The 20,582-nt window shown below is 63.9% G+C and carries 20 protein-coding genes, 1 tRNA gene and 2 pseudogenes; 8 read left to right on the top strand and 15 right to left on the bottom strand.

Annotated elements, in window-relative coordinates:
- Positions 1–25: 25 nt before the first annotated feature.
- From IPK59_02555 to IPK59_02540, 4 genes are all read right to left on the bottom strand, one after another.
- Complete coding sequence (locus IPK59_02555) at positions 26–769, bottom strand: FecR domain-containing protein (GenBank protein MBK8157705.1); 744 nt, start codon at positions 767–769, stop codon at positions 26–28.
- A 78-nt stretch (positions 770–847) separates the two neighbouring features.
- Entirely contained in the window at positions 848–1,018 is a 171-nt protein-coding gene (locus tag IPK59_02550; protein MBK8157704.1) for a hypothetical protein, read from the bottom strand.
- Positions 1,019–1,229: 211 nt separating this feature from the next.
- Positions 1,230–1,454: a hypothetical protein gene (locus IPK59_02545; GenBank protein ID MBK8157703.1), complete on the bottom strand. Its 225-nt coding sequence runs from the start codon at positions 1,452–1,454 to the stop codon at positions 1,230–1,232.
- Positions 1,444–2,070 carry a FecR domain-containing protein gene (locus tag IPK59_02540; GenBank protein MBK8157702.1) on the bottom strand — a complete coding sequence of 209 codons (627 nt, stop codon included), beginning with the start codon at positions 2,068–2,070 and terminating at the stop codon, positions 1,444–1,446. The genes IPK59_02545 and IPK59_02540 overlap by 11 nt, the downstream gene beginning before the upstream one ends.
- Positions 2,071–2,426: 356 nt before the next feature.
- Between IPK59_02540 and mce the strand changes: the two genes are divergently transcribed.
- The 3 genes from mce to IPK59_02525 are packed head-to-tail and all read left to right on the top strand — an operon-like array spanning position 2,427 to position 3,671.
- The gene (mce, locus tag IPK59_02535) at positions 2,427–2,831 is read left to right on the top strand and encodes a methylmalonyl-CoA epimerase (GenBank protein ID MBK8157701.1); all 405 of its coding nucleotides are present in this window, start codon (positions 2,427–2,429) and stop codon (positions 2,829–2,831) included.
- Positions 2,832–2,841: 10 nt separating this feature from the next.
- Positions 2,842–3,117, top strand: coding sequence for a DUF1467 family protein (locus IPK59_02530; GenBank protein MBK8157700.1), 276 nt, complete (start codon positions 2,842–2,844; stop codon positions 3,115–3,117).
- Positions 3,114–3,671: a DNA-3-methyladenine glycosylase I gene (locus tag IPK59_02525; protein ID MBK8157699.1), complete on the top strand. Its 558-nt coding sequence runs from the start codon at positions 3,114–3,116 to the stop codon at positions 3,669–3,671. The genes IPK59_02530 and IPK59_02525 overlap by 4 nt, the downstream gene beginning before the upstream one ends.
- 488 nt (positions 3,672–4,159) lie before the next feature.
- Here the strand turns inward: IPK59_02525 and IPK59_02520 are convergent, their stop codons facing one another.
- From IPK59_02520 to IPK59_02490, 7 genes are all read right to left on the bottom strand, one after another.
- Positions 4,160–5,149, bottom strand: a complete 990-nt coding sequence (locus IPK59_02520; GenBank protein ID MBK8157698.1) for a pyruvate, phosphate dikinase — start codon at positions 5,147–5,149, stop codon at positions 4,160–4,162.
- Positions 5,127–5,672 carry a hypothetical protein gene (locus tag IPK59_02515; GenBank protein ID MBK8157697.1) on the bottom strand — a complete coding sequence of 182 codons (546 nt, stop codon included), beginning with the start codon at positions 5,670–5,672 and terminating at the stop codon, positions 5,127–5,129. The genes IPK59_02520 and IPK59_02515 overlap by 23 nt, the downstream gene beginning before the upstream one ends.
- 122 nt (positions 5,673–5,794) lie before the next feature.
- Positions 5,795–6,019, bottom strand: a complete 225-nt coding sequence (locus IPK59_02510; protein MBK8157696.1) for a hypothetical protein — start codon at positions 6,017–6,019, stop codon at positions 5,795–5,797.
- A gap of 35 nt (positions 6,020–6,054) precedes the next feature.
- Positions 6,055–7,131 (bottom strand): hypothetical protein, encoded by a 1,077-nt coding sequence (locus tag IPK59_02505; protein ID MBK8157695.1) that lies wholly within the window; start codon positions 7,129–7,131, stop codon positions 6,055–6,057.
- A gap of 632 nt (positions 7,132–7,763) precedes the next feature.
- Positions 7,764–8,528: an enoyl-ACP reductase FabI gene (gene fabI, locus IPK59_02500; GenBank protein ID MBK8157694.1), complete on the bottom strand. Its 765-nt coding sequence runs from the start codon at positions 8,526–8,528 to the stop codon at positions 7,764–7,766.
- A gap of 705 nt (positions 8,529–9,233) precedes the next feature.
- On the bottom strand, positions 9,234–10,211 hold the full coding sequence (locus IPK59_02495; protein MBK8157693.1) for a poly-beta-hydroxybutyrate polymerase N-terminal domain-containing protein: 978 nt from the start codon (positions 10,209–10,211) through the stop codon (positions 9,234–9,236).
- 217 nt (positions 10,212–10,428) lie between these two features.
- Positions 10,429–10,505 (bottom strand) — tRNA-His (locus IPK59_02490).
- A gap of 250 nt (positions 10,506–10,755) precedes the next feature.
- On the opposite strand from IPK59_02490, the pseudogene IPK59_02485 reads away from it, so the two are divergent.
- A pseudogene (locus IPK59_02485) lies at positions 10,756–11,940 on the top strand (pyridoxal phosphate-dependent aminotransferase).
- 64 nt (positions 11,941–12,004) lie between these two features.
- On the opposite strand, the gene IPK59_02480 reads toward IPK59_02485, so the two are convergent.
- Positions 12,005–12,418: a DUF805 domain-containing protein gene (locus tag IPK59_02480; GenBank protein ID MBK8157692.1), complete on the bottom strand. Its 414-nt coding sequence runs from the start codon at positions 12,416–12,418 to the stop codon at positions 12,005–12,007.
- Positions 12,419–12,588: 170 nt separating this feature from the next.
- Here IPK59_02480 and IPK59_02475 point away from each other — a divergent pair, with 170 nt between their 5' ends.
- Positions 12,589–13,911: an FAD-binding oxidoreductase gene (locus tag IPK59_02475; GenBank protein ID MBK8157691.1), complete on the top strand. Its 1,323-nt coding sequence runs from the start codon at positions 12,589–12,591 to the stop codon at positions 13,909–13,911.
- On the opposite strand, the gene IPK59_02470 is transcribed toward IPK59_02475, so the two are convergent.
- Entirely contained in the window at positions 13,862–15,196 is a 1,335-nt protein-coding gene (locus tag IPK59_02470; GenBank protein ID MBK8157690.1) for an FAD-dependent oxidoreductase, read from the bottom strand. The genes IPK59_02475 and IPK59_02470 overlap by 50 nt on opposite strands.
- A 231-nt stretch (positions 15,197–15,427) precedes the next feature.
- On the opposite strand from IPK59_02470, the gene IPK59_02465 reads away from it, so the two are divergent.
- From IPK59_02465 to IPK59_02455, 3 genes are all read left to right on the top strand, one after another.
- Complete coding sequence (locus tag IPK59_02465; protein ID MBK8157689.1) at positions 15,428–15,766, top strand: P-II family nitrogen regulator; 339 nt, start codon at positions 15,428–15,430, stop codon at positions 15,764–15,766.
- Positions 15,767–15,815: 49 nt separating this feature from the next.
- On the top strand, positions 15,816–17,225 hold the full coding sequence (gene glnA / locus IPK59_02460) for a type I glutamate--ammonia ligase (protein ID MBK8157688.1): 1,410 nt from the start codon (positions 15,816–15,818) through the stop codon (positions 17,223–17,225).
- Between the two features lie 163 nt (positions 17,226–17,388).
- On the top strand, positions 17,389–19,059 hold the full coding sequence (locus IPK59_02455; GenBank protein ID MBK8157687.1) for a HAMP domain-containing protein: 1,671 nt from the start codon (positions 17,389–17,391) through the stop codon (positions 19,057–19,059).
- 23 nt (positions 19,060–19,082) lie between these two features.
- Here the strand turns inward: IPK59_02455 and IPK59_02450 are convergent, their stop codons facing one another.
- A complete protein-coding gene (locus IPK59_02450; GenBank protein MBK8157686.1) occupies positions 19,083–19,616 on the bottom strand; it encodes a gamma carbonic anhydrase family protein in 534 nt (177 codons plus the stop codon).
- Between the two features lie 2 nt (positions 19,617–19,618).
- Positions 19,619–20,538 (bottom strand): annotated as a pseudogene (gene argC / locus IPK59_02445) (N-acetyl-gamma-glutamyl-phosphate reductase).
- Between the last annotated feature and the right edge of the window lie 44 nt (positions 20,539–20,582).

Genomic DNA, 20,582 nt, shown 5'->3' with positions numbered 1-20,582 from the left:
CGCGCCCGTCGAATGCCGGGATCGGTCAGTTGGGGTTGTGGGTGTTGCGGTCGTGGTCCTTGGTGTCGGGGTCCGGATGCGAGCGTTCGCCGCCGCGACCGCCGTCATCGTCATCGGTATCGCCCTCGCCGCCGGTCTCGCGCATCGGCAGGGTGAGGGCCGCAAGGTCGTTCGGCAAGGTGGGTGCCGCGGCGACATGGGTCAGGCAATCCGGCATCACGGTGACTTGCATGCCGGTCATGGCGAGCTGGCTTGCGCTGCCGGCACAGGACATCACCTCGACCGCGCCTGAGACGACGTTGACCTCGGTGCGACCATCGGGCCAGACATAGATCACCAGTTCGGTGTCGCGGATCACCATGGTAGCGGTCGGCGTCTGCAACTGGATGTTCTGTTCGGTGGTCATCTTGCCGCCGACATAGCGGAAGGCACCGACGGCGAAGGAAAGCTGGCCACCGCCCACGGTGGTCTGCGGATCGTAGACGAAATTGTCGAGGCGCAGTTCGGCGCCGGCGCCGACTTCGACCGTCGTCTCGTCGAGGAACTGAAGCGCGGTCGTCCCCGTGTCGCCGGTCTTGACCGTGTCGAGGGCAAAGACGGCATCGCGATACTGGATGGGGTGGGCAGCGCGCGCGCCATGGGGCTCTGCCACGGCACAGCGATAGTCGCGCTGCACCACCGCGCCGATGCGCGGCTCGACGGCGGCCGCCTGGCCCGCAATCAGCAAGGCAGCAGCGCAAAGGGCAAGCGTGGTAATGGTGTTCTTCATGATGTCCCAGGAATTCCGACCGTCCAATGCAGCTAAGTCGCGCGGGCGCCGCTTTCGGTTCACCGCAGGTCGTCTCGGCTAATCATACATGAGCGGGAGCGATGCGAGATCGCCAGCTTCGATCGTTGCCATCGTGGCCGTCGCTTCTGCGGGCAGGTTGTCAGCCACCAGCAAGCCGATCGCGAGGAGGATCAGCAGCCAGGACGACCCCCGGGAAGAACCGTTGCGGCGGAATGTTGAGCGCGACATGAGCGTGACCCGTCTGGTGGTGCCAGGCACCGGTGTCAGGCGCTGGCTTCGAGGGTCAATCTAGGGCAGTCGGCGGTACAAGGCTGTGATCCAGGGCACAGATGCCGGCAATTTGCCGTGCATTTGTCGCATAGCAAAGGGGCGGAGACCGGGTTTCCCCAGCTCCGCCCCCATTTCGTGGACTGGCTATCGGGCGGCCAGTTTATCGAGCTTACAGGTCGACATTGTTGTCGATGGGGCCGTTGTCGCCAGAGCCGGTATCCCCGCCTTCGGTTTCAGGTTCCGGCTCGGGGCCGGGATCGGGGGCCGCCGTGGGTTCCGGATCGGGTTCGCGATCCGGACCCTGGTCGCGGTCGCCGGGACCGTCGCCGCCGTCGTCACCGGCACCTTCGTCGCCGCCGGCGGCGGTCGAGAAATCAGCGAGGTCATCGGGCACTTCGAGGGCCCGCGAGATCGTCTTCGACCGGGCGCGCCACGGTGACGCTGGCTTCGCAGGTCGGCGGAATGATGACGCGCTGGCCGATCGTGGCCGGCACCACTTCCGCCTTGTCGCAGACCTGCACGTCGATGGCGCCGTCCACGACATTGACTTCGGTCGTGCCGTCGAGGCCGACGAAGATCACCAGTTCGGTGCCGCGGATGGTCATGGTCGCGGTCGGCGTGATGAGCTTGACGTTCTCGTCGCTCTTCATCGTGCCGCCGACATAGCGGAAGGCGCCGACGGCCATCGAAATCTTGCCGGCGCCGATGGCGCTCAGCGGATCGAACACGAAATCGTCGAGCTTCACCATGGCGTTGGGGCCGACGTCAAAGCGCGTTTCGTCGAGGAAGCGCATCGAGGTGGCACCACCATCGCCGGTGGCCACGGTGTCGAGGGCCGAAACCTGGTCCTGGAAATAGATCGGCTTGGCTTCCTGGGCGCCGTCCGGGGTGGCCGTCGCGCCGCGGTAATCCTGCAGGATCACGTTGCCGATCACCTCGGCCGAGGCGCTGGAGGCCAGCATCGCGGCGAAAGTGGTGAAGGCGACGATCAGGGTTCCCGGTCGGAGCACCGATTTGGCATTCCATCGGCGGTCCTTCGGTCGGTCACTGGGCATGGCTCCGGGTCGGCTGATCATGGCTCACCTTCCATTCATGGCGGATCGGGCCCCATGGGCCGGATCGTCGCGTTCCAATTTTTAACGAATTGATAACGAATTTTAGCCAAGCGCCCGGCATAAATCCAGGGCAGGCAGCCTACTGACTGCACACCTAATTGTAGTCCGGGCAGGTTTCCGCACCATTTTCACAATCTTTTAAGGTTGCGTGTGGTTGTCGGCGGGGCATTTGCCGGCCGGCTTGACCAAAATCACGCTGCGCCGCACCATCCGGCGCGACTCAAAGCTGTCGCCACCTGAAAGGAATGCCGATGATCGGCCGTCTCAACCATGTCGCCATTGCCGTGCCGGATCTCGACCAGGCCGCGGAGCTCTACCGCGCGACCCTGGGCGCCCGGGTATCCCCGCCCTCGCCCCAGCCCAAGCACGGCGTCTCGGTGGTGTTCGTGGAACTAGGCAACACCAAGATCGAGCTGCTGCATCCGCTGGGGGCTGATTCGCCCATCGCAGCGTTCCTCGCACGCAATCCGGCAGGCGGCATCCACCATATCTGCTATGAGGTAGAGGACATCCTGGCGGCGCGGGATAAACTGAAGGCGACCGGCGCAAGGGTGCTGGGCGATGGCGAGCCCAAGATCGGCGCCCATGACAAGCCGGTGCTGTTCCTTCACCCGAAGGATTTCCTCGGCACCTTGATCGAACTCGAACAGGCATGAGCGCATAAAGATGTCCGGCATCATCACGCAGCTCTTCATGTTCCTGGTCATCTGGTGGCTGACGCTGTTCGTCGTCCTGCCCTGGGGTGTCCGCCGCACGGAGAGCCAGGAAGAAGGCCATGATCCGGGTGCCCCCGCCAATCCGATGCTGCTGAAGAAGGCGCTGATCACCACGGGGATCGCCTTTGCCATCTGGGGCGCGGCGTTTTTGGCGTTCCATGTGCTGGGCGTCTCGCTTCTCGACCTCTCGATATCACCCGCCTCTAGCTGGGGAGACGCATCATGAGCGGCTATTGCCAGCTAGCACCGGGCCATGAATTCCACGGCCCCTATCACGACAAGCATTACGGCTTCCCGATCAAGGATGACGATGAGCTCTTTGAACGGCTGGTGCTGGAGATCAACCAGGCGGGCCTGTCCTGGCTCACCATCCTCAAAAAGCAGGAATCGTTTCGCGCGGCCTATAGCGGCTTTGCCATCGCCAAGGTGGCGCGCTATGGCGAGAAGCAGCGCGCGCGGCTGCTGGGTGACGCGGGCATCATCCGCAACCGGCTGAAAATCGATGCGGCGATCGAGAACGCCAAGCGCATCCAGGCGCTCCAGAAGAGCCATGGCTCGTTTGCCGACTGGCTGGCGGCGCAGCACCCGCTGCCCAAGAGCGACTGGGTGAAGCTGTTCAAGAAGCAGTTCGTCTTTACCGGCGGCGAGATCGTCGGGGAGTTCCTGATGTCGATCGGCTATCTGCCGGGGACCCATGCCGAGGACTGCCCGGTCTATAAGAAGATCGCCCGGCTGCAGCCGCCTTGGCTGACCGCCCAGAAGGCCGGGATGCGCTATTGATCTTTGGCACAAATGGTAAGAGGCAGACCGTTGCGGGCCTGCCTCTTAATGGACCGAAGACGGTCCCTCCCCCACCGAAAGCTATTCTTCTCGTGTCGTCCCAGAACTTGGACCGTGCGGTCTCTTGCTTCTTGTCGAACGTGCCGGCTCCCCAGCCGACGGAAGGAACCCTAACCAAAAAATTTCCGGAAGTCACTGCAGCTTTTCACAAAATCGCGATTTCCGAGGTGCGGCGCGAAAGCCCAGGACCTATTTCGCCACGATTTGGCGGAGGGCTGATTTTTGTCAGTATTTCAAAAACATCCGGTGAAGTCGGCGAAGATCGCCCAAGTCACACCTGAGCGCAAAGCGAAGGTTGGTTGATGCTGCATTGCAGCATGACCCTCTGTGCGGCCAAACCTGGTCACGCGACTCCGATCAGGTACTGGCTTGTCGGCCTTGCCCGTCACCAAGGGACGACGCTTCACGCTGCTGTCCTTCCTGCGGCGCTAGGCGGTGGCCGAGACAACGGGTCTGGCCGCGCCCTGCCCGCGCCGCCACGTTTCGAGCTGAGCCAGGTCATCGACCGGCCGCTCGGCCACGACGTCGAGGCGGCCTTCGTATACAGCGCCGAGATCGCCATCGAGGGTGATGAGGTCGCCCGGCGCAAAGCGCTGCCCACCAATCACGCAACTGGCGTTGTCAGTTGCCACGGCCAAGGCATTGCAGCCCACCAGGCAGACCTTGTTGAGCTGGCGGGCGATCACGGCCGCATGGGAGGTGCGGCCACCATGGGCGGTGAGGATGGCCGCGGCGGCATTCATGCCGGCGATGTCGTCGGTGGTGGTGTCGCTGCGCACCAGGATCGCGCTCTCACCTTGTGCAGCCATTGCCAGCGCTGCATCTGATGTGAGGGCGATACGCCCACTGGCCACCCCGATGCCGGCGGACTTGGCCGTCGCCAAGGGGGCGCGGCCGGCATCCTGCAGACGATAGCGAACCAGTTGCTCAAGATCGAGATCAACCACGCGGGCCAGCGCATCATCGGGCTCGATGAGCCCCTCGCGGGCCATGTCGACCGCCATGCGCAAGGCGGCCCAATCGGTCCGCTTGGCGCGCCGCGTCTGCAGCAGGAAGACCTTGCCGGCCTCGATGGTGAATTCAAAATCCTGCACGTCGCCGAAGTTGCGCTCCAGCCGATCGCGGATGGTCAACAGGCGCGCATAAGCCTCGGGCTGTAGCGACTTCAAGGTGTCGGCTGCGTCGACCGGGAAGCGGCCGGAGACGACATCCTCCCCCTGGGCGTTGAACAGGAATTCCATGTAGAGCTCGTTGGCGCCGGTCGCCGGATTGCGGGTGAAGCCGACGCCGGAGCCCGACCCGCTGCCGGCATTGCCGAACACCATGCGCTGGATGGTGACCGCCGTGCCCGGCAGGCCGGTGAGGTTGTTGAGGCGCCGATAGGTCACCGCGCGCTCACTCTCCCAGGAGCGGAACACGGCCTCGACCGCCTGGGCGCAATTGCTCCATCGGATCTTCCGGGAACGGCTCGCCAACACATTCGTGGTAGTGATCGAGCTGGGCCCTGGTAAGGGCCCGCAGGGCCAGCGTATCGAGCTCGCCGACGGAAGCGACGCCGGCCTCCAACACCGCCTCGTTGATCAGCGCATCGAAACCCGTGGCGGCGACGCCCTTTGCGACCTCGGCGAAACTCTGCACCAGGCGGCGCATGGAATCCCAGGCGAGGCGCGGCTTGCCGGTCACAGCGATGAAGCCCGGCAGCGTGCGCGTGGTGAGGCCGATATTGAGCAGGGTCTCCATCATGCCCGGCATGGAGGCCGCGGCACCCGAGCGCACCGAGAGCAGCAGCGGCTTGCGCACATCGCCGAAGGTCAGGCCCGAGAGATTCTCCAGGCGGCGAACATGGGTCGCCAGCAGGTCCGGCAAATCATGGGTGGCAGCATGGCCATGCTCGAGCCAATGCTTGCAGAAGCCGGTCGAGAGCACAAAGGCCGGCGGCACCGGCAGGACCGAGCGCTGCGAGACGCATGAGGTTGAAGGCCTTGTTGCCGACTTCCGGCAAAAGCTGCTCAGCCGGGCGCGCGGTGTCGAGGTCGATCGGATAGATTTTCGGTTTCATGACGTTACCCCTTCAGCCGCGCGTCGAGGACATGATCGCTCAAGGTGAAGCCCGCATGCATGAGGGCGTCGCCGACCGCTTCCAGATTGCTGGCGATCTCGTGTTCGATGAGCAAATTGCGCGGTTCCGTCGGCGCCGCCACCAGGCATTCCATGGCCTCGCGCTCGATGGCGTCGGTGGCATGTTCCATGTCGCGCAACTGGTCGACCAAGGTCAGGAGATCGCGCACATCCTCACGCGCGGCACCGCGATGGAGATGGACGGTTAAAGCGAGGGCGCGGACATAATCCTCGACCCCGCCACCAGCTGCCGCACCAGGCGCAGGATCGGCTCGCGCGCCACCAGGCGGCTGCCTTCCGGCAACAAGCTGATGTTGAACATCACCTCCTCCAGCGCGTCAGCGGCATCGTCGGCATGGACCAGCACCTGGCGCCAGATCATGTCGGCGTTGTTGCGCGGAACCAGGTGCGCACCTGGTTGACGAGGCGATCCGCCTGGCTCTCCCATTTCTTGGCGCGGGCACGGGTGGCGAGGCGCGATCTGGACTGACTGTTCAAGGCGCATCAGGGCCGCTTCGATGAGATCGACCAGATCGTGCAGCAAGGCGGCATGATCGAGGGCGAGATCGAGCACCTGGTCGGAGGCCGTCTGGGCATGCGGGCCATGAGATCGGCGCGGATCTGTTCGGCGACGAAAATCGGCGCTGCGCTGCTGCAGGATCGCATCGGTGCAGGTGCGCAGCACGCTGCGCATGAAGGTCCTGGTCTCTTCATCACCCAGCACCTGGCCCAACGGTCGGCCGATGCCCAGATTCTTGTTGGCGCCGTCCAATGCCGCGAAGATCAGATTCTCGCCGCCCAGCTTGAGGAAGCCGCGATGGCCGATCTCGGCATCGGCGGCCCAGCCGAGGAGATCGATGGCAGCGGATTTGCCCATGAAGTTCCGGAGGCGCTTCCTGGCCTTGTTCCAGTCGATCAGGAACACCAGTGCCGCGCCGATCGCAGCGAGGCCGGCATGAAGCTCGGCCGGGTCCTTGGCAGTGAGCGTGCCGGTTGCCTGATAGAACTCATCCTCCTCCAGCATGGCGACATGGCGCTGGCGGGTGTCGCTCCAGGTGAGATGGGCGCGCTTCAGCCGGTCCTGGAAGAAGCGCAGGCGGCGGGCATGGACGTCGGTGTAGATCAGGCTCAGGGTCATGTCTTCGACATGGATGACCAGCACATGTGAATCGGTCGTGCCGATATCGTTCTGGATGACCAGACGGCCATTGGTCCTGGTCGCCGTCGTGCCGAGGCCGGGATGATCGAATTTGAGCGGCGCGGTGCGGTTGAGGCCGCCCATGAAGGCCGCGATGGCGGCGCGGTCGGTCTCGGCGATGCGATAGACCCTGGCGCCGTCGATCGATTCTCGGCAATGCCTGCCTGCAGGCCGTTAAGCGCCTTGTGCATGTCCATGACCAGGAGATGTAGCGAATCCCCCTCCCCGCGCCTGGCATGGGTGAGTGCCGCGATGAGGTCAGCCTGCAGGAGATCGCCGTCGATGGACGGGAGTTGCGAGAGGGCCGCCAGTCGCTGCTGGAAGCCCGCATGCTGGCCATCGCCTGCGGCCGTCGCGGCGAAGGGCGCCAGCATCGCCGCCATATCCGCCAGGACCAGATCGAGCGCCGCCTTGGCTGAAGGGATGTGGTAGCAATCGCCCTGCCGGCTGGCCCCGTTCAGGCCGCGTTCGAGGGCGAGATTCTCCAGCCCGGGCATGCGCGATTCCTGGACCAGGGTCGGTGCCTTGCCATCCGGCCGATCGGCCTGCGGCGCGGCGGATTGCAGACAGGAGGAGACGATCTTGATGCGGTCATTGGCGGTGAGCGCACGATCGATGAGGTCGGGCAGCATCAGGCCGGTCTCGTCGAGGATTTCGGCGATGAGGGCTTTCTGGACCATGACTTGCTTCCTTGCGGGAGAATGTGGCGACGTGGATCAGGCGACGACGTGATAGCCGGAATCGATGAAGGTGATGTTGCCGGTGATGTTGGCGGCAAGATCGCTCACCAGGAACGCCGCCATGGCGCCGACATCGTCGACCCCCGCCAGATGATGGGTCGGGCCGCGCCGTGTGGTGTCGTCGATCAGGCCGCTGAAGCCGGGAATGCCGGAGGCGGCGCGGGTGGCGATCGGCCCCGGCGAGAGCACGTTGACGCGGATGCCACGAGGCCCGAGTTCGCTCGCCATGTATTGTGCGGCGCATTCGAGAGCCGCTTTCACCGGCCCCATCAGGCCGTAATTGTCGACCACCTTCTCGGCGCCGTAATAGGAGACGGTGAGCAGCGCGCCGCCCTTTTCCATCAGCGGTTCGGCGAGCCGCGCCATGCGCATGAAGGAATGGCAGGAAATGTCCATGGCGCGGCCGAAACCGTCGCGCGAGCTGTCGACCAGGCGACCTTCGAGATCGACCTTGGGCGCATAGGCGATGGAATGCAGCAGGAAATCGAGCTTGCCGTAGCGCGTGCCGATGGCATCGAAGGTGGCATCGAGCTGGTCGGGATGTTCGACGTCGCAGGGCAGGAATATCTCCGCCGCCATTTCATCTGCCAACGGCGCCACATGGCTGCGCGCCTTGTCGTTGAGATAGGTGATGGCGAGATCGGCCCCGGCCGCGCGAAAGGCCTTGGCGCAGCCATAGGCGATGCTGCGATCGTTGGCGATGCCGACGACCAGGCCGACCTTGTCCTTGAGTGACAACATGGGTGATCCTCAAATCTGCATGACATAGGTGCCGGGTGCAGCACCAAGGCCCTTGCCCGGTTGGGGGCAGCGATCGGTTTGCGCGGACATTGGCGGCGCAGCCAATCGGTCCAGGCTGGCCACCAGGAACCCTCATAGCGCGGGGCCTGCTCCAGCCAGGTGTCGGGATCGACGAAGGGATCGGCGGGACCGTCTGCGGCCATGCGGTAATGGCGGCCCTTATGACCGGGCTCGGAGACGATGCCGGCATTGTGGCCGCCCTTGGTAAGAACGAAGGTCACATCGGCGCGGCTGAGCAGGCGGATCTTGTAGACTGAGCGCCAGGGAGCAATGTGATCGGTCTCGGTGCCGACCGCGAAGATCGGCACGCGGATGTCCGAAAGCGCCACCGGGCGCCGGTCGACCAGATAATGCCCCTGGGCGAGTTCGTTCCGCACGAACAGGCGCTGTAGATACTCGGCATGCATCCGGTGCGGCAGCCTGGTGGAATCCGCGTTCCAGGCGGTGAGGTCGGTGCCCACCTCCCGCTCGCCCAACAGGTACTGGCGCACGAAGCGCGCCCAGATGAGGTCGTTGGCACGCAGCAGTTTGAAGGCACCCGCCATCTCGGCGCCGTCGAGGTAACCGCGCTGCCACATGATGTCGTCGAGGAAGGCTACCTGATCCTCGCTGGTGAAGACCTTGATGTCGCCGGCCTCGGTGAAATCAGTCTGCGCCGCCAGCAGGGTCATGCTGGCCAGCCGCCGCTCGCCTTCGCGCGCCAGCCTTGCCGCCTCGATGGCGAGCAGAGTGCCGCCCAGGCAATAGCCGCAGGCATGGACCGAGGCGCCGGGGCGGATCGTGGCGATGGCGTCGAGCGCCGCGCCAATGCCGCCGGCGCGGTAATCGTCCATCCCCCAATGGCGCTCTGTCGGCCCAGGATTGCGCCAGCTGATCATGAAAACAGTGAAGCCCTGCGCCACCAGATAGCGCACCAGCGAGTTCTGCGGCGAGAGGTCGAGGATATAGTATTTCATAGTGCGGCACCTTGGCCGTCGTCTCACCGCCGGACCTGTTCTGTGCTCCGTGCAGGTCCTCGGCAAGGTTGCTGAGGCCGCGCAGGAGATTGGTGCCGCGGCTGGCCATGGTCGTGTTCAGCACTTCGGGATTGCTGACCAGATGATTGGCCGGCGACCAGGCATCGAGGCATTGGCGCGTCAGGAAACCCACCACCCGCTCATGGCTGGTCTTGACCCCGTTGATGCCGGTGGTCGCCGCCTGCCACCAATCTTCCCAACGCAGATAGTTCTGATGGAGGAGGTCGAACGGCGGTTGCTGCCAGGCGGAATCGACAAAGCGCCGGTCGGGTTTAGAGGGGGCAGGTTCGTCGCTTGCCGCCCGCAACAGGTGCCGGCCGCCATCCTCCAACGCCGCGGCCTGGATTTCGCAGGCCTTCAGCCAGAGATCGAGACGCTTGCCCGGCGCGTTGGTGAGATGAAGCAGCCAATCCGCCAGCGCCAGCGAGATGATGGTCGGGCTCAGCGAACCGGTGAGGTGCCCTTCCAGGGCATGCAGCATGCGGTCAAGATCATGAAGATCGCCAGGGTCGCGAGACCTGTTCGGGGCTTCTTCGATCGATGCGGACTGGTTCTTGCGGGCTGCGAGCTTGCCGCCATTGATGTTGGTCGCCACGCCGTCGTCCATAGATAGCCAACCCCCTCACTGCGTCACGTCTCCGGATGCTGCTGGGGTACACGAGGAAGGTTGCTGTTTTATGGCTATGTGTGCGCTGCGGCATTGTGGCGTGGAGCGGCTATCTCGGGCCGGGCTATCTAGCTGTCACGAGGTCTGGTTTAAAACGGACCAAGCGCCCCTCCAAAATGGACAGCGCCTGTTATTTCACTGATTTATATGGAAAATTTGGGGCGAGTGACGGGAATTGAACCCGCAACCTCTAGAATCACAATCTAGCGCTCTAACCAATTGAGCTACACCCGCCGCCGGGGCAGCACCGAGAGCTTGTCTCGGGCATGCGGCAGCGATGTAACCGACCCCCACCCCCACGTCAAGGATTACAGGGGCGCCGCGACAAAGGTGCCGGTGCCACCGGCCAAGACCCTAGCTGTCGCCCAGGTATAACTATTCGTCGCGTAGAGCCTGTCAGGGGCTGGCGCGGGACCTAAACTGCCGAACCGTTCCGGCCTGTCTTTCGCAGGGCCGGCAAGAAATTTTGATCGGGGAAACACCAATGCTTCAGCTAGCCAGCGGCATGAGCCGCCTCGGGACCGAATCCGCCTTTGAAGTGCTCGCCCGCGCCAATGCGCTCCGGGCCCAGGGGCGCAGCATCGTCGCCCTCTCCATCGGCCAGCCTGATTTCCAGACCCCGGCCCATATCGTCGAAGCCGGCATCAAGGCGCTGCGCGACGGCCATCATGGCTATACGCCCGCCAACGGCATCCCCGAAGTCCGCCAGGCGGTGGCCGACGACCTCAACAAGCGCCACGGCATCACCACGGTCGATCCCAACAATGTGCTGGATCGTGCCGGGCGGCAAGGTCACCATGTATTTCGCGATCATGATGTTCGGCGAGCCGGGGGCGGAGATCATCTATCCGAACCCGGGTTTCCCGATCTATGAATCGACCATCAAATTCTCGGGTGCGACACCGGTGCCGCTGCCGCTCCTCGAGGAGAACGGCTTCGGCTTCAAGGCGGAGGATGTGCTCTCGCGCATCACCCCGAAGACCCGCCTCATCATCGTCAATTCGCCCGCCAACCCGACCGGGGGCATCGTCGAGAAGGACGAGATCGACAAGCTGGTGAAGGGGCTGGAGCAGCATCCCAACGTCGCCATCATGTCGGACGAGATCTATTCCGAGATGCTCTATGACGGCAAGGTGCACACCTCGTTCCTCAAATACCCGCAGATCGCCGACCGGCTGATCATGCTGGACGGCTGGTCGAAGACCTATGCCATGACGGGCTGGCGCATGGGCTATTCGGTCTGGCCGAAGAGCCTCATCGAACATGCAACACGCCTGTGCATCAACGTCCATTCCTGCGTCAACGCCGCCGCGCAATGGGCGGGTGTCGCCGCCCTCACCGGCCCGCGCGACGAGGTCAACAAGATGATGGTGGCGTTCGACGAGCGCCGCCGCTTCACCGTGGCCGAGCTCAACAAGCTGCCGGGCGTTTCCTGCATCACGCCTTACGGCGCGTTCTACGCCTTCCGAACATCAAGGGGACCGGCTTCAAGTCGAAGGCGCTGGAAGTGGCGCTGCTGGACGAGGCGGGTGTCGCCAGCATCGCCGGCACCAGCTTCGGTTCCTATGGCGAAGGGTATCTGCGCATCTCCTACGCCAACTCGATCGAGAATATCGGCGAGGCGATCAAGCGCATCGGCAGCTTCCTGGAGAAGCGCAAGGCGGCGTAAAGCTGGCCTTCAAAGCGAAGAACAGGGCGGCCCACTGATGGTGAGGCCGCCCTTTCGTTGGAACTCAGGCGGTGGCGAGGTTGCCCGGCTGCTGACCGTAATCGCTGGCGCCGGCGGTGCCTGGCATCAGGAGGATGGCGAGACCGACCAGAAGCTGGACGAAGCTGATCGCGTAGACGACGGTCGACAATGCCGGAACGAATTGCAGGAGGGCTGAGACGATGCCAACCGCGATCACGGCCACCGCCCATTTACCGGGCTTGTTGAAATCCTGCAGGCGCTTGGCCATCAGGCAGTAATAGGGATAGGCGATCACGGCATAGAGGGCGATCACCAGGACCGACCCAAGCGCGCCAAGGAGGCTCACCAGCAGATAGGTGAGCACCATGTAGGGCACGGTCAGCGCCAGGCTGAAACCGAAATAGGGCAAGCGGGCGATGCGGCCTTCGTTGCTGAGATAGATTTGGCGGAGATCCATGTTGGTTTCCTTCGGTGGTCGAGCCCGTCCACTTGGCCCAGGGAAGAAAGTGAGGTCGGAGAAGATTGCAGACGCGGGAGTGTGTCGCGCCGCATCCGAAAAAGGTTCACGGCAGCCTTGTGTGAAGCGGGTCACTCCCCCGGCCCCGTGTCATTGGCTATGAGGGATGGATGAGCATTCTCTCAACCTGCAGCCGACAGGAACTGCCCAAAGAAGCCGATGCCGTGGTGATCGGCGCAGGTATCCAGGGCTGTGCCGCCGCCTATTATCTGGCCAAGCGCGGCGCCAAGGTCGTGGTGCTGGAAAAAGCCCGCATCGCCGGGCAACAATCGGGCCGCGCCTGGGGTTTCGTGCGCGCCATGGACCGGGATCCGGCGGAAACCTCGCTGATGCTGGCCTGCCTCAAGCTCTGGCAGGGGTTGGAAGCGGAACTGGGTGCCGATCTCGAATGGCGCCAGGACGGCAATCTGTTCATGGCCCGAGATGACGCTGAACTGGCGCGCTATGAAATCGGCGCGGCGCGCGACCGCGTGTTCGGTGTCGATACCAAGGTTATCACGCCCAGGGAAGTTTCAGCGCTCATCCCCGCTTTGGTCGATCCCGGCGTCGGCGCCCTATGGGGGCCCAAGGAAGGACAGGCCGAGCCGCGCAAGGTGTCCCACGCCTTTGCCGCCAAGGCCACGCAATTGGGGGCCCTGTTCTTCGAAGGTTGCGGGGCGGTCGGTAACGAGCGACAGGGTGGGTCCGTTACCTCGGTCCTGTCGGAAACAGGCACCATCCGCACAAAAATCGCCATTATCGCCGCTGGCGCCTCGTCGCACCGTGTGATGAAGGGGTTGGGGCTGGATCTGCCGCAGCAGATCGCGCGCTTTACCTGCTCGCGCACCAATCCGGTGCCACATCTCAGCAATATCGCCTTTTATGGCCATCACATCGGCTTCCGCCAGCGCGGCGACGGCACGCTTAACCTCGCCGAGGAGATGCAGGTCGATGTCGACCTCACCCTCGACCGGTTCCGGGCGCTGAAATGGTTCCTGCCGTCGCTGTGGGAGAACCGGCGGGCGACCTCGTTCGAGGTCAATGGCGTCACGGCGCGGGACCTGCTGCACCGCCTGCCTGGCCGGCCCGAGACGCAACAGCCCTGGATCCATGACCGCGACCCGGTGGTGCCGCCCAACATGAAGCGCGTGCGTAACGCCGTCGCCCAATTGGGCAAGTTGTTCCCGGTCGCCATGGGTGTGCAGGCGGTGGAAAGCTGGGCGGGCCAGGTCGATCTGATGCCGGACGGCATTCCGGTGCTGGGACCGGTCGCGGAGATTCCCGGCCTGTTGCTCGCCACCGGGCTTACCGGCCATGGCTTCGGCATGGGGCCGATCGTCGGCAAGCTGATGAGCGAGTTGGCGCTTGACGGCACGCCCAGCCTCAATCTCAACGCCTTCCGCTTCAGCCGCTATGCCGAGGGCAAGGTAGGGCGTTCGACGACGAAATACTGATCCTTAGAAATTCGCGACGATCTGAGCCGCGGCCGCTTCCCCGCTCGACATGGCGCCTTCGAACCAGCCCGCGGCATCTGGAGCGAGATCCGACGTCGCGAAAGCGAGACGTCCGGTGAGGCGCCAGGTTTCCGGGAGACAGGTCGGCGTCGGTGGCCGGTGTCGAGAGCCAGGTGCCACGGGCGAAGGGATCGGCGCACCAATCGTGCCAGTCCCAGCCGATGAGCTCCGCCTCCGGCAGCAGGCGGGCAAGCGCTGCCGCCACATCCCGGCGGCGATGGGGATCCCAGCTGCCGTCATCGAGGCCGAAGCCCACGACCATGATTGTATCTCCCAGCGCCGGATAGGGCGCAAACAGCCATTGCAGGCCGGAAAGCCCGCCGGTTGCCAGCGTCCCCTGGCGCACGCCCTTCACGCGCAGCCACAGCTTGATGGCGCGGCCGTCATGGCCACGGTCGGCCGCCTGCTGTTGCGACGGCGTGAGCGTCGCGCCGAAATCGATGTCGCGCAGCACATTGGCCGGCAGCGCGACGATGGCGGCTTTGGCCGCAAGGCTGCGGCCATCGCGGGTGGTGACGGTGACACGGTCGCTGTCGGCCGTGACATGGGCCACGGGGAAACCCAGTTGGAGCTTGGCGCCGGAGGCGCTGATCATGCGGTCGATGAGGGTCGAGACACCCGGCGACAGGGTATGGGTGAGCGCCTGCATCATCCCCTCGGGCGTGCCGTCGATATAGCCGCAGGAAGCGAGCAGTTCGCCGGTCGATACGGTCGCGGGATCGCCGGAGCCCGAGATGGTCCACCAGGCCATGAGCTGCGCGCGGGTGCTCGCCGGCACATTATGCCGGCGGAAATAATCGGCCATTGTCAGGCTGAGGAGCGGCTCGCCAGCACGGTCGTGGTCGAACCCGTCCTTCAGGCGCTTGGCATCGTCCACTACCTGGGCGATGACCCGGTCATAGGCTGTGCGGTCGGCAGCACTCACCGGCCCATCGTGGCGCAAGGTGGTGCCGTCATGCCAGAACCGGTCGGTGACCGGAGCGGTCGGGATGAGGTCGATGCCGTGGCGGCGGCAGGCCGCCTGCATGCGCCCATGCCAAGGCGTGATCCAGGAGCCGCCGAATTCCAGCAGCGGCCCCTGCCCCCCGAAGCCGCGGGTATAGCCGCGGCCGCCGGTCCGGCCATTGGCGTCGACGATGAGGCAGGATCGGCCGGCCGCAGCCAGCTTTTCCGCAGCGTGGGCGCCGGCCAAGCCCGCGCCGATGATGAGAATCTCGCTTTGCATGGCGGCGATCCTGCCCGGCCGCAGGCAGTGTCTCAAGAGCCTATTTCACGGCTGCCCAATTAATAGGCAGGGGCGCCCATAGATGAGGCAGGCGTTGTGCTGGCGCTATTTTTTGCCTCATGATTCCAGTCACTTGGCCGGTGGCACGGGCCTTGCTCTATCGCGCGGGCAGCCTCGTCGTGGCGCAAGAAGCACCGGCAACAGCATTGCGTAACAACATTGGGGAATCCCATGAAGAAAATTGAAGCCATCATCAAGCCGTTCAAGCTCGATGAAGTGAAAGACGCCCTCCACGAGGTTGGCATCCAAGGCATCACGGTCACCGAGGCCAAGGGTTTCGGCCGCCAGAAGGGCCACACCGAACTCTATCGCGGTGCTGAATACGTCGTCGATTTCCTCCCCAAGATGAAGATCGAAGTCGTGCTGGACGATGCCCTGGTTGAACGCGCCATCGAAGCCATCCGCCAGGCGGCCGCCACCGGCCGTATCGGCGACGGCAAGATCTTCGTCACCAACATCGAAGAGGTTGTCCGCATCCGTACTGGCGAGCGCGGTCTCGACGCCATCTAAAGCCCATCAGAAACACACTCCAAAAAACGAAATCGCAAGGAAACATCCCATGTCTGACATCAAGACGATCCTCAACATGATCAAGGAAAACGACGTGAAATACGTCGACTTCCGCTTCACCGATCCGTTGGGCCAGTGGCATCACCTGGCGCACCATGTGTCGACGGTGAACGAGGATCTGCTCACCGAAGGCGTCATGTTCGACGGCTCCTCAATTGCCGGCTGGAAGGCCATCAACGAGAGCGACATGACCCTCGCCCCGGACCTCGCCACCGCCGTGCTCGACCCGTTTGCCGCGCAGACCTCGCTCATCATTTATTGCGATGTGCTCGAACCGCTGACGGGCCAGAATTACGGCCGCGACCCGCGCTCGATCGCCAAGCGCGCCGAAGCCTTCGTGAAGAGCTCCGGTGTGGGCGACACCATCTATGTCGGTCCGGAAGCTGAATTCTTCGTGTTCGACGATGTGCGCTACACCGTCTCGATGCAGAAGACCTCGGTCGAGTTCACCTCGGAAGAGGCGTCCTATGTCAGCGACAAGAAGTTCGACGAAGGCAATCACGGTCACCGCATGAAGGTGAAGGGCGGCTATTTTCCGGTGGCCCCGCTCGATTCAGCGGGCGACCTCCGCGCCGAAATGCTGACGACGCTCGCCGCCATGGGCGTCGAGGTCGAAAAGCATCACCACGAAGTGGCTCCCGCACAGCATGAGCTGGGCGTGAAATTCGGTACGCTGGTTGCCTGCGCCGATGCGATGCAGAAGTACAAGTACGTCGTGAAGAACGTGGCCCATGCCTATGGCAAGACCGCGACCTTCATGCCGAAGCCTGTGAAGGGCGACAACGGTTCGGGCATGCATGTGCACCAGTCGATCTGGAAGAACGGCCAGCCGCTGTTCGCCGGCAACGGCTATGCCGACCTGTCCGAGATGTGCCTCTATTACATCGGCGGCATCATCAAGCACGCGAAGGCCTTGAACGCCTTCACCAACCCGTCGACCAACAGCTACAAGCGCCTGATCCCGGGTTTCGAAGCCCCGGTGTTGCTGGCGTATTCGTCGCGTAACCGCTCGGCGTCGTGCCGCATCCCGTATACGGCGAGCCCCAAGGGCAAGCGCGTCGAAGTGCGCTTCCCGGATCCGACCGCCAACGTCTACCTCGCCTTCTCGGCGATGGTGATGGCCGGCCTTGATGGCATCGCCAACAAGATCCATCCCGGCGATCCGATGGACAAGAACCTCTACGACCTTCCGCCGGAAGAGTTGAAGCAGGTGCCGACCGTGTGCGGCAGCTTGCGCGAAGCACTCGAGTCCCTCGACAAGGACCATGGCTTTCTGCTGAAGGGCGACGTGTTCACGAAGGACTTCATCGAATCCTATCTCGAACTGAAGTGGGAAGAGGTCTACGCCCTCGAGCACACGCCGCATCCGATCGAATTCCAGATGTACTACTCGTCCTAAGAGAATCCTTGCGGCAGTACGACTTCAGCGGCTGGGGCAACCCAGCCGCCATTTTTTTGTTCCTATGACAGGGATGCATTCCTGGTTCAGGCTTAAGGAACAATTCATAAAAATTGCGCAGACTTGCCCCACATCCACGCAGGGGGGCCGTATGAAGCGCCAGATGTCACTCCGCTCGCGTCTGTTGATCGCAGGCATCGCCGCCGTCATCGCGATCCTGGTGACAGCCGGCGTCGGCCTCTTCGGCATGCTGCGCAGCAATGCCGGTCTCGACATCTCGATCACCTCTACCAGCGCCGTGCTCAATCAGAAGCAGGCGGACATGATGCATGACGCATTGCGCGGCGACGTGCTCTTCGCGCTCGTCACCGGTCCCTATGGCGCGCAGGAAGACCAGGAATCGATCAGGACGGATCTCGCCGACCATGTCGCCTCGTTCGAGGAATCAATTGCCCGCCTGCAGGCCCTGCCCCTCTCCCCGGAGATCCGCACCGCCGTCGACGAGGTGGTGCCGCCGCTCAAGGCCTATATCACCGCCGCTCAGGAGATCGTAGACCTGGGCCTCAAGGACACGGTAGCCGGGCGCGAGAAGTTTCCGCAGTTCATGGTCACCTTCACCGATCTCGAAGGGCGCATGGAAACACTGGGCGAGTTGATCGAAAGCCTCGGCAATAGCGCCGGCGCCGAAGCGCAGGCCACCAATCACAAATTGATCACCATCATTGCCATCGCGTCGGTGCTGGCCATGGTCGGCCTCATCGCCATCAACTGGGTCATCGCCGGCAGCATCACGCGGCCGATCCGCGGCATGATCCTGGCCATGGAGAAATTGGCGGCCGGCGACAAGCTGATCGACGTGCCCGGTCTCGACCGCGGTGACGAGGTCGGCCACATGGCCCAGGCGGTGCAGGTGTTCAAGGACAATGCTGTACGCGCCGACAATCTCGCCGAACGGCAGAACAGCGACCAGCAGCGGCGCGAGGAGCGCACGCGACAGATTGAAACCTTGTGCCAGGATTTCGACCGCCAAGTGATGAAGCGGCTGGAGATCGTGACCGGGGCGATCTCGGAAATGGAAACGACGGCACAGTCGATGTCGCGGGTGGCCGAGCAGGCAGCGGCGGAAGCCACCCATGTCAGCACGTCGTCGGAAGCTGCGTCGGGCAGCGTCAACGCCGTGGCGGCCGCCACGGAAGAGCTCGCCGCCTCGATCGGCGAGATCGGGTCGCGCATGCACCGCTCGCGCGAGATCGCCGGCCAGGCTGCGAGCCAGGCGCTGGCCACCAACGCCCAGATCAAGCAGCTGGCGGAGGCCGCGCAGAAGATCGGCGCCGTGGTGCAGCTCATCACCGATATCGCCAGCCAGACCAATCTTCTGGCGCTCAACGCCACCATCGAGGCAGCGCGCGCGGGCGAAGCCGGCAAGGGCTTTGCCGTGGTGGCGTCGGAAGTGAAAAACCTCGCCAACCAGACCGGCAAGGCGACTGAGGACATTTCGCTTCAGATCAACAGCATCCAGTCGGAAACCGGCCAGGCGGTGGAGGCGATCGAGAGCATCGCCAGCACGATCGACGAGATCAACCAGATTACCAGCAGCGTCGCGACCGCGGTCGAGCAGCAGAACGCCGCCACCAAGGAAATCGCGCGCAGCGTCGAGCAGGCGGCAAGCGGAACGCGCGACATGTCGATGAGCATTCAGACCGTGACCGATGCCGCCGGGCAGACCGGTGCCGCGGCCGGACAGATGCTGGGGTCAAGCAGTGCGCTTTCCGGCGAAGCCAGGGCTCTGCGCCAGGAAGTGGAGAATTTCCTGTCCACCATCCGCGCGATGTAACGATCGCGCCGTTGGGGTCGAACTCAAGCCTTGCGATAGCTCGCGGCGACGTCGCAGTAGTGTTTGGCGGAATAGGCGAAGTAGGCCATTTCCTTGTCGCTCAAAGGACGCATCAATTTGGCGGGAGAGCCGGCCCAGAGTTCGCCCTTGCGGACGCGCTTGCCGGGCGTCACCAGGGCGCCGGCCGCGACCATGCCGCCGCCTTCCACGACAACGCCGTCCATGATGCAGGCCTTCATGCCGATGAAGGCGCCGTCCTCGATGGTGCAGGCGTGCAGCAAGGCCATGTGGCCGACAGTGACGTCGCTGCCGATCACGGTTTTGGTGCCCGCGGCCCCTTCCCGCTCGTGATTGACGTGAATGATGGTGCCGTCCTGGATGTTGGTGCGCGCGCCGACGCTGATCGAGTTTGAATCGCCGCGCAGCACGCAGCCGAACCAGATTGAGGCTTCGGGCCCGATCTCGACCGCGCCGATGACGACAGCGGTCGGGGCGATGAAGGCATCGGCGGCGATCCGGGGCAGCACGCCCTCATACGGCAGAATGACAGCGCTCATGCTCATAGCCCCAGCATCAGGTGAATGTTCTGCACGGCGGCACCCGAGGCGCCCTTGCCGAGATTGTCGAGGCGCGCCACCAGCACGGCCTGGCGCTCGGCCTCATTGGCGAAGACGCGGAGCTCGAGCTTGTCGGTATTATTGAGCGCTTCGGGTTCCAGCTTGCCAGAGCTTTCGGCATCCAGCACCTGCACCAGCTTGGCGCCGGCGAAATGGGCGGCGAGTGCTGCCTTGAGATCGGCGGCCTTGGGCTTGCCCGACAGCGTGTCGAGATGGAGCGGATCGAGACCAGCATGCCTTGGCGAAAATGGCCCACCGACGGCACGAAGATCGGACGGCGCGAGAGCTTCGCATAGGCCATCAGTTCGGGCACATGCTTGTGCGCAAGGCCGAGGGCATAGAGTTCAAAGGCCGGGCCGCCATCGCGTTCATGGGCTTCGATCATCGCCTTGCCGCCGCCGGAATAGCCGCTCACCGCGTTTACGGTGACGGGATGATCGGGAGCCATCAGGCCGGCATCAATGAGCGGGCGCAGCAGCGCAATGGCGCCGGTCGGATAGCAGCCGGGATTGCTGACCTTGCGTGCCTTGGCGATCGTCTCAGCATGGCCTTTGGCAAGTTCGGGAAAGCCATAGGCCCAGTTTGGTGCCACGCGGTAGGCGGTGCTGGCGTCGAGGATCTTGGGCGCCTTGTCGCCGAGGCTGTCGGCCAGCGCCACGGATTCCTTGGCGGCGTCATCCGGCAGGCAGAGCACAACTAGATCGACCTCGGCCATCAACGCGCGGCGTGCATCTGGATCCTTGCGCTTGTCGCCGGTCAAGCTCTTGAGTTCGATGCCCGGCACATCCAGCAAACGCTCGCGGATGCCGAGGCCCGTGGTGCCGGCTTCGCCGTCGATGAAAATCCTGGCGCTCTTTGCCATTTGATCCTCTGCAATATGGCGGTGGATATTGCCCAAAGAAAAAG

This window comes from Rhodospirillaceae bacterium (genome assembly GCA_016712715.1).
Lineage (GTDB): Bacteria > Pseudomonadota > Alphaproteobacteria > Dongiales > Dongiaceae > Dongia.
The sequence above is the reverse complement of the archived record's forward strand: the minus strand, read 5'-3'. Positions and strand labels throughout refer to the sequence as shown.

What these genes read in the sequence shown, in the direction of transcription:
- IPK59_02555 (MBK8157705.1), bottom strand. Translation starts at nt 769, where the DNA reads ATGAAGAACACCATTACCACGCTTGCCCTTTGCGCTGCTGCCTTGCTG.
- IPK59_02550 (MBK8157704.1), bottom strand. Translation starts at nt 1,018, where the DNA reads ATGTCGCGCTCAACATTCCGCCGCAACGGTTCTTCCCGGGGGTCGTCC.
- mce (MBK8157701.1), top strand. Translation starts at nt 2,427, where the DNA reads ATGATCGGCCGTCTCAACCATGTCGCCATTGCCGTGCCGGATCTCGAC.
- IPK59_02530 (MBK8157700.1), top strand. Translation starts at nt 2,842, where the DNA reads ATGTCCGGCATCATCACGCAGCTCTTCATGTTCCTGGTCATCTGGTGG.
- IPK59_02525 (MBK8157699.1), top strand. Translation starts at nt 3,114, where the DNA reads ATGAGCGGCTATTGCCAGCTAGCACCGGGCCATGAATTCCACGGCCCC.
- IPK59_02505 (MBK8157695.1), bottom strand. Translation starts at nt 7,131, where the DNA reads ATGGGCGGCCTCAACCGCACCGCGCCGCTCAAATTCGATCATCCCGGC.
- fabI (MBK8157694.1), bottom strand. Translation starts at nt 8,528, where the DNA reads ATGTTGTCACTCAAGGACAAGGTCGGCCTGGTCGTCGGCATCGCCAAC.
- IPK59_02495 (MBK8157693.1), bottom strand. Translation starts at nt 10,211, where the DNA reads ATGGACGACGGCGTGGCGACCAACATCAATGGCGGCAAGCTCGCAGCC.
- IPK59_02480 (MBK8157692.1), bottom strand. Translation starts at nt 12,418, where the DNA reads ATGGATCTCCGCCAAATCTATCTCAGCAACGAAGGCCGCATCGCCCGC.
- IPK59_02475 (MBK8157691.1), top strand. Translation starts at nt 12,589, where the DNA reads ATGAGCATTCTCTCAACCTGCAGCCGACAGGAACTGCCCAAAGAAGCC.
- IPK59_02470 (MBK8157690.1), bottom strand. Translation starts at nt 15,196, where the DNA reads ATGCAAAGCGAGATTCTCATCATCGGCGCGGGCTTGGCCGGCGCCCAC.
- IPK59_02465 (MBK8157689.1), top strand. Translation starts at nt 15,428, where the DNA reads ATGAAGAAAATTGAAGCCATCATCAAGCCGTTCAAGCTCGATGAAGTG.
- glnA (MBK8157688.1), top strand. Translation starts at nt 15,816, where the DNA reads ATGTCTGACATCAAGACGATCCTCAACATGATCAAGGAAAACGACGTG.
- IPK59_02455 (MBK8157687.1), top strand. Translation starts at nt 17,389, where the DNA reads ATGTCACTCCGCTCGCGTCTGTTGATCGCAGGCATCGCCGCCGTCATC.
- IPK59_02450 (MBK8157686.1), bottom strand. Translation starts at nt 19,616, where the DNA reads ATGAGCGCTGTCATTCTGCCGTATGAGGGCGTGCTGCCCCGGATCGCC.